Origin of the sequence: Aeromonas sp. PrichA-15, assembly GCF_017939245.1 — a bacterium.
Taxonomy (GTDB): domain Bacteria; phylum Pseudomonadota; class Gammaproteobacteria; order Enterobacterales; family Aeromonadaceae; genus Aeromonas; species Aeromonas caviae.
In genome coordinates, this window is sequence record NZ_JAGKRH010000089.1 from 1 (window position 1) to 12,078 (window position 12,078).

The 12,078-nt window shown below is 62.3% G+C and carries 10 protein-coding genes and 2 pseudogenes; 3 read left to right on the forward strand and 9 right to left on the reverse strand.

The window, feature by feature from the left end:
• Window positions 1-177: 177 nt before the first annotated feature.
• From J9889_RS13000 to J9889_RS13035, 8 genes and pseudogenes are all read right to left on the reverse strand, one after another.
• Entirely contained in the window at window positions 178-1,551 is a 1,374-nt protein-coding gene (locus J9889_RS13000; RefSeq protein WP_210556931.1) for an HD domain-containing protein, read from the reverse strand.
• 84 nt (window positions 1,552-1,635) lie between these two features.
• The gene (locus tag J9889_RS13005; protein ID WP_010673601.1) at window positions 1,636-2,193 is read right to left on the reverse strand and encodes a DUF3332 domain-containing protein; all 558 of its coding nucleotides are present in this window, start codon (window positions 2,191-2,193) and stop codon (window positions 1,636-1,638) included.
• A 144-nt stretch (window positions 2,194-2,337) separates the two neighbouring features.
• Window positions 2,338-3,633, reverse strand: a pseudogene (locus J9889_RS24545) (PAS domain-containing methyl-accepting chemotaxis protein).
• 200 nt (window positions 3,634-3,833) lie between these two features.
• Window positions 3,834-4,298 (reverse strand): GNAT family N-acetyltransferase, encoded by a 465-nt coding sequence (locus J9889_RS13015; protein WP_182957656.1) that lies wholly within the window; start codon window positions 4,296-4,298, stop codon window positions 3,834-3,836.
• A 60-nt stretch (window positions 4,299-4,358) separates the two neighbouring features.
• Window positions 4,359-4,814 (reverse strand): DoxX family protein, encoded by a 456-nt coding sequence (locus J9889_RS13020; RefSeq protein WP_041213281.1) that lies wholly within the window; start codon window positions 4,812-4,814, stop codon window positions 4,359-4,361.
• The gene (locus J9889_RS13025) at window positions 4,811-5,563 is read right to left on the reverse strand and encodes a DNA-binding domain-containing protein (RefSeq protein WP_210556932.1); all 753 of its coding nucleotides are present in this window, start codon (window positions 5,561-5,563) and stop codon (window positions 4,811-4,813) included. Before J9889_RS13025 ends, J9889_RS13020 begins: the two co-directional genes overlap by 4 nt.
• Window positions 5,556-6,398, reverse strand: a complete 843-nt coding sequence (locus tag J9889_RS13030) for a DUF692 domain-containing protein (protein ID WP_210556933.1) — start codon at window positions 6,396-6,398, stop codon at window positions 5,556-5,558. The genes J9889_RS13025 and J9889_RS13030 overlap by 8 nt, the downstream gene beginning before the upstream one ends.
• A 59-nt stretch (window positions 6,399-6,457) precedes the next feature.
• Window positions 6,458-6,721, reverse strand: coding sequence for a DUF2282 domain-containing protein (locus J9889_RS13035; RefSeq protein WP_010673595.1), 264 nt, complete (start codon window positions 6,719-6,721; stop codon window positions 6,458-6,460).
• Window positions 6,722-7,018: 297 nt separating this feature from the next.
• On the opposite strand from J9889_RS13035, the gene J9889_RS13040 reads away from it, so the two are divergent.
• Both J9889_RS13040 and J9889_RS13050 read left to right on the forward strand, forming a co-directional pair.
• Window positions 7,019-9,043 (forward strand): BCCT family transporter, encoded by a 2,025-nt coding sequence (locus tag J9889_RS13040; RefSeq protein WP_210556934.1) that lies wholly within the window; start codon window positions 7,019-7,021, stop codon window positions 9,041-9,043.
• A 64-nt stretch (window positions 9,044-9,107) separates the two neighbouring features.
• Window positions 9,108-10,073, forward strand: a pseudogene (locus J9889_RS13050) (DUF1848 domain-containing protein).
• Between the two features lie 78 nt (window positions 10,074-10,151).
• Here J9889_RS13050 and J9889_RS13055 read toward each other — a convergent pair.
• Window positions 10,152-10,532 carry a hypothetical protein gene (locus J9889_RS13055; protein WP_210556937.1) on the reverse strand — a complete coding sequence of 127 codons (381 nt, stop codon included), beginning with the start codon at window positions 10,530-10,532 and terminating at the stop codon, window positions 10,152-10,154.
• Between the two features lie 799 nt (window positions 10,533-11,331).
• On the opposite strand from J9889_RS13055, the gene J9889_RS13060 reads away from it, so the two are divergent.
• On the forward strand, window positions 11,332-11,988 hold the full coding sequence (locus J9889_RS13060; RefSeq protein ID WP_210556942.1) for a retron St85 family effector protein: 657 nt from the start codon (window positions 11,332-11,334) through the stop codon (window positions 11,986-11,988).
• Window positions 11,989-12,078: the final 90 nt, after the last annotated feature.

The window sequence follows — 12,078 nt, forward strand, 5'->3', positions numbered from 1 at the left end:
AGGTTGGCGGAGTTGCGGGGCTGCATAGGCGTCATGTTCATAGAAAAACGCCCCAGGCCATCGAGACCCAGGGCGGTGAAGATATCAAAGACCCGTTTTCCGGTAAATCGCAATGCGGCTCCGCTTAAGTGAACAGCATTGCGCCGATGCGGGGCTTGTTTGTCTCCGGCTCGCGCCTTAGCTTGCACGAGCCAGGGGCTGCTCCGGAGTGAGGTAGAGGGAGAAGTCCTCTATCCCCGCCTTCAGGGCGGCAAAGCAGTCGGGGTCGATGGCCGTACCCAGGTTTTCCGCCATCATCTCCAGGGCACGCGGCACCGGGATGGCATCCCGATAGGGGCGCTTGGCGGTGATGGCATCGAAGATGTCGGCGGTGGTGATGATGCGCGTCTCCAGGGTGATCGCCTCCCCCTTGAGCCCCTTGGGGTAGCCCTTGCCATCGAGTCGCTCATGGTGGGCACCAGCCACCAGGGCCAGCTCCTCGAAGGCGCCGATGCGGCCCAGGATCTCCTCGGTGTAGGCGGCATGCATCTGCACCGCCGCCCACTCCTGCTCGTCAAGCTTGCCCGGCTTGTCGAGGATGGCGTTGCTCACCCCGAGCTTGCCCACGTCGTGGAGCAGGGCACCCCGCTTGAGCCAGCGTCGCCGCGGCTCGGACATCCCCATCTGGGCGGCGAGAATGTCGGTATAGAGCGCCACCCTGCCGCTGTGCCCCGCGGTATAGGGGCTCTTGGAGTCCACCACCTGGCCGAAGGCCGCCGCTATCTCGTCCAGATAATCCTCATCCAGCGCCACCTCCCCCTGCCCCGCCGGGTGGGCGAAGACCCGCTCCGCCAACGCGGGATCCGCCAGCCCTTGCCAGAAGGCCTCGTCTGCCAGCGCCTCGAAGGCATTGACCAGGGCGGGATCAAACCAGTTGCCGCTGCGCTCGCGCAGCTCCCTCATCGCCGCGTCCGGCCCGGCGGCGGCGTGAAACACGTCCACCACCTGACAGAGCAGGGCGATGCGGGAGAAGAGCGGGATGGCCTCCCCCGCCAGTTGTTGCGGCCGCCCTTTGCCGCTCCAGTGCTCATCCAGGGAGAGGATCCCCTGGGCCACCTCGTCGCTGAAACGCAACTGGCGGGCGATGTCCGCCCCCCGATGGCAGCGGGTCAGGATCAGCTCGTTGGCTATCTGATCCCCGTTGCGAAAGATGTGGAACAGGCTGCGAAAACGGCCCAGCAGATCCGCCTGCAAGCCGGTGTGGCCCAGCACGAAGTTGACCACCTCGGAGAGGGAGCCATCCACCAGCTTGAAGTCGCGCTTGAAGTGAAGATCGTCGGTGAGATAGAGCTCGCAGATGCGGGCGGCATTGCTGCTGCACCCCAGATCCTTGAGCAACAGGGTGTAATAGAGGTCGTGGCGCTGCCGGGCATCCAGTCCCAGTTGCTCCCCCAGACGAGAGCCTATCCAGCAACAGCGGATGCAATGGCCTCTCGGCTGCCCTTCCGTCATGTCCAGGGCATGGCTGAGAGAACCAATCAGCTCTGCCAAACGCAACCCGTTTACCGTCATAGCCCACTCCCTCTGCATCGGGGCGTACTTGCCCGCAGGCATGTATAGCATTTGTCGGGAGTAAAGGATCAGGGGCGCGACAAATTATGCCTGCACCGCTCCCCGACTTGCCGCCGCATCGCGCTGCTCGCGGCTCAGGGTCGAGACCAGTCTGTCGTCCAGATAGAGATCCAGTCGCTCCCCGCGCATCTCTCCCCGCATCAGGCTGCGCTGACCGTCGATGTAGTGGATCTCCATCTGGGCGGTGCGCTCGTCCGGGTAGCTCACCTGTACCTCGCGCACCCCTTGAGGCAGCAGGGCCAGCGGCACCTGGTTGAGGGCGGGATCCAGGTGCTGGTTCACCTTGATGATCGCATCGCTCTTCTGATCCACCAGGGCGGGCGCCTTGCCGGTAATGGGGTTCTTGCCGGACCAGAATTCGATGGTGTTGAACACGAAGAGATCCGCCGTGGCCGCCAGGCCATAGACGGGGGAGAGCAGCACGAAGACGCCGGCACGGCCGTAACGGTTGTCCACCACGCTGAGGTTGCCCTTGGTCACCATGGAAGAGAGGCCCATCTGACCCATGCAACCACCAAGCCCCAGGCTCGCCCCCACTCCCAGCAGCAGGGCCAGTGCCCTGCCTCTCTGTCGTACTGCCATTGTTGTCTACCTGCTCAATAAAAAGGAGGCGGCAGCCTAAACAAGGGGGCCGGGCGGCACAATGACGAAGGGGGGCGTCATACAGCCAGGGTTCAGCCTGGCCGTCCGATCGCTCACTCTGTTGGCAATCTTGCGGTCAGCCCCTCAGATGGAGAGGGCCGATACCGTCTGGGAGACCCTGTCCGCCTCCTGGTGGATCTCGCTCATCAGCTTGTCCACCCCGGCGATCTGCTGCTTGCCGAGTTCGGCGCTGCCCGCCACCCCGGCCATGTCGTCGGTCACCCTGGCGGTCAGCTCGCGGTTCTTCTGCACCACCCTGGCGATCTCGTCGGTAGAGAGCGACGTGCGGGCGGCCAGCTGGCGCACCTCGTCCGCCACCACCGCAAACCCGCGCCCCTGCTCCCCTGCCCGCGCCGCCTCGATGGCAGCGTTCAGGGCCAGCAGATTGGTCTGATCGGCGATGGCGCTGATGGTCGAGACGATGGCCTCGATGCTTCTGGACTGCTCGTTGAGTTGGCCGATGAGGGCGATGGCCTCATCCACCTGGGAGGCGATGAGGGAAGAGGTCTGCACCACGGCGCGCAGCAAGCCCGCCCCCTCCTCTGCGCTGTGCAGGGTCTCCTGGGCGGTGCTGTGGGCCAGGCGGGCCGCCTCCCGGGTGGCGTGGTTCTGCTCGATGCGCGCGGTGATGTCGCTGGCGAACTTCACCACCCGCACCACCTTGCCGCGGCCATCCCGGATGGGGTTGTAGGTCGCCTCCAGCCAGACGGCCTGCCCCCGGCTGTCGTGGCGCATGAAGAGGCCGGATTTGAACTGGCCCCGGGCCAGCTCCTCCCAGAAACGGGGCTGCTCGCGCAGGAAGGTTTCGTCACAGAAGATCCTGTGGTGCCTGCCCGCGATCTCACTCAGGGTGTAACCCATGACGCTCAGGAAGTTGGCATTGGCATGGAGGATGTCGCCGTTCGGGGTGAACTCGATCATGGCCCGGGAACGGTCCAACGCCTCGGTCAGCGCCTCGAGCCGCCCAAGCCGCTGGTGCTGTTCGGTGACGTCGCTGGCAATCTTGAGTACCCGGGTCACCCGGCCCTGGTGCTTCACCGGGAAATAGGTCGCCTCCAGCCAGCGCGTCTCCCCCTGCCGGTTCACGCGCTCGAAGGTGCCTGACTACACCTCCCCCTGGGCCAGGCGGCGCCAGAACTGGCGATAGTCACCGGACTCCCCCCAGGCCCTCGGACAGAGCTGGCTGTGGGGCTGCCCAATCAGTTCGGCGGCCCCATATCCCATCAGGGCCAGGAAAGGAGTGCTCGCCTCCTGGATGATCCCCTCCGGGCTGAAGATGACGGTGGCGGCGCCCGCCTTGATCGCCTCTATGATGCCCTGCTCCTCGTCGAGCCGGGTCTGGCATGCCTGCAACTGCGCTTTGAGCTTCTGATTGAACATGACACTTCTTCCTCGTTGACCATCCCCATGGGCACCACGGCCTCACCCACAGAGGGTATCGGCACCGCCAGCGCCGACATAAGTGGTCGGACGACTGAAACGAATGGGGCGCGCAGTGTATAGAAAAGCGGCGATGCCGCCAAGGGCTCCCAATACGCAGCCCAGGCGAAAGAGGATCAGCCCGGCGGTGAAAAAGGCGGCTAACGAGCGGGAACGCACTCAAGACAGGCGGGATTGCCGGCAAAGCCGAACCGTTCGTAGATAGCGCGCCCATCACTGCTGGCATGGAGCCACAGCTTGCCCAGTTGCTGCTCGCGGGCATACGCCACCATGGCCACCAGCAGGGCGTTCGCCATTCCCCGTCTGCGCCAGACCGGCCGGGTGTAGATGTTGAGCAGGTACCCTTCCCGCCCCGCCAGATTGCCCGGGTAGGGCGGGCGCACGAAGAGTGCCAGGGTGGCGCACGCCACCACCTCGCCCTCCTCTTCCACCACCCAGCTACGGGCGCAGCCCTCTTCCTGCGCCTGAATGAAGTAGGCCTGCGTCGCCTCCCTGAGGACCGGATCCTCATCGGGGCGGGCAAGTTCCCCCACCTCACAAAAGAGCGCCATGCGCAGTGTCGTCAGGGCGGGAATATCGGCCGCCAGCGCCTCGCGAACCTTCATCTCTTCTCCTTTGCATTCCTTTCCCACCCGTCAGTCAGGCAGGGCTCGTGTGCGGCCACCTTACGCCGGAGGCGAGCGACGGGCAAGGCGCCAGCTGTCGAGCCCCAGGGGGCCCGCCCCCCACACGGCCAGGGTCAGCAGCATCCAGCCCCACAACTGGTGATCGTGAAAGCCCCCCGCCCAGAGGGCCGGGTAGGAGATGACCGCCATGGCGTTGAAGCCAAACAGCAGCAAGGCGACCGGACGGGTGAAGAGGCCCGCCAGCAGGAAGAGGGGCAGCAACAGCTCGGTCGCCGTGCCCGCATAGGCCGCCCACTGCCAGGGCAGCAGGGGCACCTGATATTCGAACTCGAACAGATAGAGGGTGCTGTCCCAGGCCGTTAACTTGAGCCAGCCGGATCGCAGAAAAATGGTGGCGACCCAGAGCCTGGCAAGCAGCAACAGGCCACCGCTGCACCAGGGCAAGATGCGTTCAACAAGGGGGCCAAGGGGCCTGGCAAGGGTTTGCGTTGTCATGGGGCAAGCTCCAGATCGACCAGCAGGTCGAGGGTGATGAGGGGGGCCAGGTGTTCGGCCATGGCGGGATCCTGAGCCAGCAGGCTGGCCAGCGGCCTGCCCTGCAGGCAGCCTTGCAGCAGACGCCAGGCGGCGGCATCCAGGGGAATGGGGTCGATCCGGTGTCCGGGGCGTTTCTTGAGTGCCAGGGAGCAGACAGCATCCAGCTCCCTGACCGTCTCACCGCCGTGCAGGGCCATCTGCCAGAGCGCCAGCACCGGATGGGGGCTCTCCAGGAGCAGCAGATCGCAGGCAGGATGCAGCACCAGCCGCTCCCAGTGCTCAGGGGTCATGGCGGCAAGCCGCTCGGCGGGCCAGCGCCGCGTCTCTGGCGCAAGCAGCGAGACCCGCTCCAGCCCCCACTCGAAGCGGGCCAGATCCCCGAGCCAGGGCAACGCGGCCGTGGTGGGCAAGCGTGCCAGCCAGTCGCCAAAGCCCTCCCCGTAGTCCATGACGCTCCCCTCCTCCAGAGGAGCCGCCAGCACGAACCCTCGTGCCGCCGCCTCAAAGAAAGTCTCGCCAACCATGGCGCGTACCGCGGGGTAGCTGCTGGCGAGCACCTCGGTGAGGCCGAGGATGAAGTTGTTGCGATAGATCTGCAACAGGGCGTCGGGGGCAAAGCGCCCCGGCTGGATGTGCCCGAGGATGGCATCATCCTGGCCGAGCAGACCGCTCGCAAAAGCGCGTTGCAGGGAAGCAAGCTCAGACATGGGCGGCCTCCCTGGATGTTTGCTGCGCCGTGCTCAGGATCTCGCTGGCACGCTGCGCCTCTCCCAGCAGCACCGGCAGCGGGGGGATCGCCAGATCCCATTCAATCAGGGTGGGGATGGCGCGCTGCTGGCAGACCTGCTCGTAGAGCGCCCAGACGGGCTCGGCCACGGGGGTGCTGTGGGTGTCGATATAGAGGGGCCCCTGGGGCAGGTGCTTCTCGGTAAAACCGGCCAAGTGAATTTCGCCGACCGTGTCGAGGTCGATAGTCGCCAGATAGTCGTCCACCTCCAGGCCGTGATTGACCGCGCTCACATGGAGGTTGTTGAGATCGAGCAGGACGCCGCAACCGCTGCGCCCAGCCAGCTCGGCCAGAAACTCGGCCTCCCCCATCTCCCCCGCCAGTTGCAGGTAGGAGGAGGGATTCTCGATGAGCAGTTGTCTGCCCAATGTCTGCTGCACCCGATCTATCTTGTCGCTCATGTGCAAAAGAGCGGCACGGGTGTAGGGCATGGGCAGCAGATCGTTGAAATAGCGCCCGCCGATGCTGCCCCAGCTCAGGTGCTCCGACACCCGCACCGGCGAGATGGCCGCCACCAGGGCTGCCAGCTGGCGCAGGTGCCCGGCATCGAGAGGATCGGCGGAGCCCAGCGACATGCCGACTCCGTGAAGGCTCACGGGGTAGTGCCTCGCAAGCTCCGCCAGCACCTCGAAGCCCTGGCTGTGGCGCTCGAAGTAGTTTTCGCTGTGTACCTCAAGCCAGCCCACTCCGGGCAGGGTGTGGCGGATCTCGTCGTAGTGCGGGGGGCGTAAACCGATACCGATCAAGGGGTTCATGGCTGGGCTCTCAATAGATAGGGCCATGATGTGGCGGGCGCCACACCATGGCATGCGGCTTACTTGGGTTGCAGGGACCCGCCAGCGAGCTTCTCGCACAGCCCCTTGGGCACCACCACGAAGGCATCCCCCTGGGCATCCATCTTGGCGGTGCCGGCGCAGGATCCGCCCTTGGTGGCGCAGTCGTTCTTGCCCGCCTTGACCACGCCGTAGCACTTCTCCTTGTCATCCGCAGCCATGGCCGGCGCGGCGATGAACTGGGCACCCAGGGCCAGCAGACCCGTCATGGCAGAGGCGATGGCAGTACTTTTTTTCACGTTCATGTCTCTATTCCTTGTTGTCGAGAGTGATGTCTCCGGCGCATCTCATCCGGCTACGTTCAATAGAACCGGACGAGGGGGGAAAAGATTTCCCAAAAAACGGCATCAACTCGCTATTAACAAACAAGAAAGCGGTAACCATCTGATTTAAAGGCATAAAATACGATGAAAAAACAGGACGACGAGTGCCTCCCCCACGGTGCTCATGGCCGTTGACCCCGTCACTCGCCGTCCACCCCTTGTCTGCTTTGCACCCGAGGGGCCTATAGTGTCATGAGTCCCTCTACCCAAAGGTGTCCCATGAACGCCCCTCGCCCCCTCAGATGCACCCTGTCGCTGCCCATCTTCATCCCCGGCCTGCTCTTCATCCTGGCGTTGCTGGCCATCTGCTCCCTGGCCCCCGAGGCCGCCGCCCGCTTCTTCGGCAACGGCCAGAGCTGGATCGCCGAGCATTTCAGCTGGTTCTACGTGCTGGTGGTCGGCATGTTCCTGATCCTGCTGCTGGTGATCGCCTTCAGCCACTACGGCAACATTCGCCTGGGGCCGGACGACGCCCGCCCGGAGTTCAGCTTCACCTCCTGGCTCGCCATGCTGTTCGCCGCCGGCATGGGGATAGGCCTCATGTATTTCGGGGTGGGCGAGCCCATGAGCCACTACGTCTCACCGCCCCAGGCGACGCCCCTGACGCCGGTGGCCGCCCGCGAGGCCATGGTCACCACCTTCTTCCACTGGGGCTTTCACGCCTGGGCCGTCTACGCCATCGTCGGCCTGGTGCTGGCCTACTTCGGCTTTCGCTACAACCTGCCGCTGACCATCCGCTCCGGCCTCTACCCCATCTTCAAGGAGAAGATCCACGGGCCGCTCGGCCACGCGGTGGACGTCTTCGCCCTGGTGGGCACCATCTTCGGTATCGCCACCACCCTGGGCTATGGCGTGATGCAGCTCTCGGCGGGGATCACCCGGCTCACCGGCATGGACACCTCGGGGGAGCTGTTCCGCTTCGGCCTCATCGGGGCCGTCATCGCCCTCGCCGGCGTCTCGGCGGTCACCGGGCTCGACAAGGGGGTCAAGCGCCTCTCCGAGCTCAACCTCTTCCTCGCCATCGTGCTCCTGCTGTTCGTGCTGCTGGCCGGCCCCACCCAGTACCTGCTGGGGGCCCTCTCCGAGAACATAGGCAACTATGTGTCGTCCCTCAGCCAGCTCACCTTCCGCACCTTCACCTACAGCGAGACCCGCCAGGCGGGCTGGTTCGGCAACTGGACACTGCTCTACTGGGCCTGGTGGATCTCCTGGTCCCCCTTCGTCGGCCTCTTCATCGCCCGCATCTCCCGCGGGCGCACCCTGCGCGAATTCATCCTCGGCGTCCTGTTCGTGCCCACCGCCTTCAACCTGCTGTGGATGACGGTGTTCGGCAACGCCGCCATCTGGGCCAGCCAGCATGAGGGGGGCCAGAGCCTCATCGACTCGGTCGGCAACATCGACACCCTGCTGTTCAACTTCTTCGATCTGTTGCCGGGGGCCGACATCACCTCGGCACTCGCGGTGATCCTCATCAGCGTCTTCTTCGTCACCTCCGCCGACTCGGGTGCCTTCGTCATCGACAACATCGCCACCCAGGGCAAGGAGGGCTCCCCGGTCTGGCAGCGCCTGTTCTGGGCCGTGTTGCTCGGTATCACCGCAGGCACCCTGATGAGCACCGGGGGGCTGGCGGCGCTCCAGTCCATGACGCTTATCGCCGCCCTGCCGTTCGCCTTCATCATGGTGCTGCTCTGCCTCGGCCTGGTGCGCGGCCTGATTGCGGACAGGGAGCACTCGGCCAGACGCCTCTCCCCCGCCACCGATTTCTGGAGCGGCAAGCAGTGGCGTACCCGGATGGATCACCTGCTGCGCCCCTCCACCGAACAGGGGGCCCGCAAGTTCCTCGCCGAGGTCGCCCTGCCGGCCTTGACGGCCCTCAGCCAGGAGTTCGCAGCCCGGGGGATCATCAGCCGGGTCGAGCAGGAGGACGCGGAGCAGTGCCACCTGCTGGTGCCCCAGCAAGGGCGGCGCGATTTCTGCTACGGGGTGCGTATCGAAGCCCGCCCTGCCCCGGCGTTCAACCCCCTGGAGGCGGCCCACAACCACGATCCCGAGGCCCGCATCTTCGAGCCCATCACCTTCTTCGCCGACGGCCGCGCCGGCTACGACGTTCAGTACCTGACCCGGGACGAGCTGAGCGCCGACGTCTTGCGCCAGTACGAGCGCTACCTGGTGCTGAGCCAGGACGAGGGGCAGGATCTGCTGAGCAGCGCGCCGGAACACACGCCGCCGGAATCCGGGGCCTGATAGACCCGGCAAGTTGGCAAGGGGCGGCCCCCTTGCCAACCGCCTTGGCAAAAACCGCAACGCCATGATCATCAGCGCCAGCAGACGCACCGATATCCCGGCCTTTTACACCCCCTGGTGGATGAACCGGATAAGGGCCGGTTTCCTGCTCACCCGCAACCCCTTCAATGCCCATCAGATCTCCCGGGTGTCGCTGCACCCGTAGGAGGTCGATGCCATCGTGTTCTGGACCCGGCAACCGGCCCCCTTGATGGGGCACCTGGATGAGCTCGATGCCCTCGGCCACCGCTACTACTTCCAGTACACCCTGACCGGCTACCCCAGGGCCCTGGAGAGCCGGGTCCCGCGGCCCCATAACGCCATCCAGACCTTCTGCGCCTTGTCAGACAGGGTCGGCGCGAACAAGGTCATCTGGCGCTACGACCCCATCCTGCTGTGCAACCTGGTCGACCTGGCCGAGCACAAGCGGCTCTTTTACAAGATTGCCTCCCTCCTGGCCGGCAAGACCCACAGGGTCGTCATCAGCGTGGTCGACCTCTACAAGAAGACGGAGAAGAACCTGAACGCGGTCGAGGGGCTGGTCGTGCACGACCTGCTGGGAACGGAATTGGGCAAGGCGCCAGAACACCATGAGGTGCTGGATGAGCTGGCAGCCTTTATGGCGCAGACCGCCGCCCACTTCGACATGACCATGGAGACCTGCGCCGAGGCCGTGGATCTCGCCCACCTCGGCATCCCCCATGGCAAGTGCATCGACGACCAGCTGATCCAGGCGCTGTTCGGCCGCCGGGTCGACGGCAGAAAAGACCCCGGTCAGCGCGAGGCCTGTGGCTGCGTCAAGAGCATCGACATCGGCGCCTACAACACCTGCCTCCATGGCTGCACCTACTGTTACGCCACCTACAGCCAGAGCGCCGTCATCAAGAACCGGCAGCGCCACGATCCCCTAAGCCCCTTCCTGATTGGCGGCACGGAGGGGGTGGATGCGCGTTATCTGGTGGCAGGGCCCCTTCAGAAACCGCTCTTTTAATCCCAGGCCCCCTCTCCTTCCCCCAAAAAAGCAGGGGGCCTGATGGCCCCCACAAACACACCGGATAGGTACAGCGCCTTACTGGGCGGCGCTATCCTTCACGCACTTCTGGACAAAGCTATTCTTGGCTGCGCCGGCGAGCTTCTTGTCGGCGGCAGCTTTTTCGCACTTCGCCGCCGGATCCATCGCCGCCCCCGTCTTCACGCACTTTTGCACGAAGCTGTTCTTGGCCGCCCCCGCGAGCTTCTTGTCGGCAGCCGCCTTCTCGCACTCGCCGGTCGCGGCGCTGGCAGCATCTTTCACGCACTTGCCCACAAAGCTGGTCTTGGCGGCCCCCGCCAGCTTCTTGGCCGCGGCCTGCGCCTCGCACTGCAACTGGGCTGCGTCGTTAGCAAAGACAGGATTGGTCAGCAACACGCTGCCGCAGAGCAGGCCGAACAGGATGGCAATACGCTTCATATGACGTTCCTTATTGTGATGTGTTGGCATGGTGACCCGTTTGCATGGTGATAGTTTGCAAATAGCTGTTAATGCACCAGCTGATTGTTGCCGCAGATCCCCCGCCTCGCCAGCAAGAGCCACGGAGCACCTTAGCCGCACTATAGCGCCGATTGGCTAAGCTGGATTCTCCCCGGCCAGCTCCGCCTCAACAGCAAGTCAGACCCTCTTCCCCACCACGCCCGCCAACCCCAATAGAATCAAGGTCCATGGGAATCCTGTCATCTGCCACAGCAATTTCTTGAACCAGCGCATAAAACGCAGATATTCCTGATGGTTACGTCACTTTTAGACTGGTGAGACCAGATTCGATTGGCTTAACATAGCCATCCGGTGCCTATTCGTCTGTGATGGGCTGCTGCCCTCGCGGGTTAATGGAGCATATTGGAAGCTGTAATCCACGGGCGGTAGCGTTATTTTTTCCAAATTATTCAAATCGCAATCTCTCATTTACTTAAAAATTTGAATTGGCTAAATATTTTTAGGCACGAGCGTAGTGTTTGATAGGTTGTAATATCATCAAACTACATATATAGTAATTTAGCCTTTACGCGTGGGTTTTGTCATTGTACAAACCTTGTCAGGCGCTTCGCCAGACAGTAACTTATTGTGGACATTTAGGGTTGCGCTTCAGTACTTTCCGCACGATCCTTCGTCCCTCAGGAGCGCACGAAAAGTCTTCAGCGCATCCTTTAGGTAAAGGTTAGTAAGGCGACCATCCGGTCGCCTTACTTTTGTTACTTCCCGAGCAGAGTCATCAATGGATAGAATTGCTTACAATGAAACATTGGAGATGATATTCAATGACCTAGAGCACTCTAGTTTTCATGTGAATTTCAATACACCACCAATAATATTTATTTGTGGTGGTTCGATGATAAAAATCGGTTCTAGTTTAAGAGAGGCGATTTTTAGATATTTTGCAAGTAATGACAACTCCAATATACATGATCATCTATTAGCTGCTGAAAATTTCAAAGACTATTTTAAAAATGGTGCTTATAGAGATCTAATGGACTTTGAAGATGATATAGCAAGCATATCAACACTCATAATAATCTGTTTAGAAAGTGCAGGTTCTCTGGTTGAGTTAGGGTTATTTTGTAACAAGCCCGAGTTAAAAAATCGCCTCTTGGTATTTGTTCCCGCAGAAGAGGTGGAGGCTAAACCAGAAGAAGATATAGAAGCATACTCTTCATTTATATATTTAGGCCCCTTGCAAAGTCTAAAACATGCAAATGACTCAGCAGTCATGATATATCCATGGCCATCACCTAACTCATTAAAATACGAACACATTGATTTAATTGCACAAGATATTGAAAATAAACTAGAAACCGTAAGAAAAGTTGATTCATTTTCTGTATCTATTCACCAGGACGGGGTTGACGGCATCAGTTCTGCCGGGATGGGATAATCTGTCTTCTCGATGCACGCCCTGACCACGGCCCTCAACCACTCCTGTGGGCAGCGGCCCAATCGCTTGCCGGTCTCCACCAACGACAGG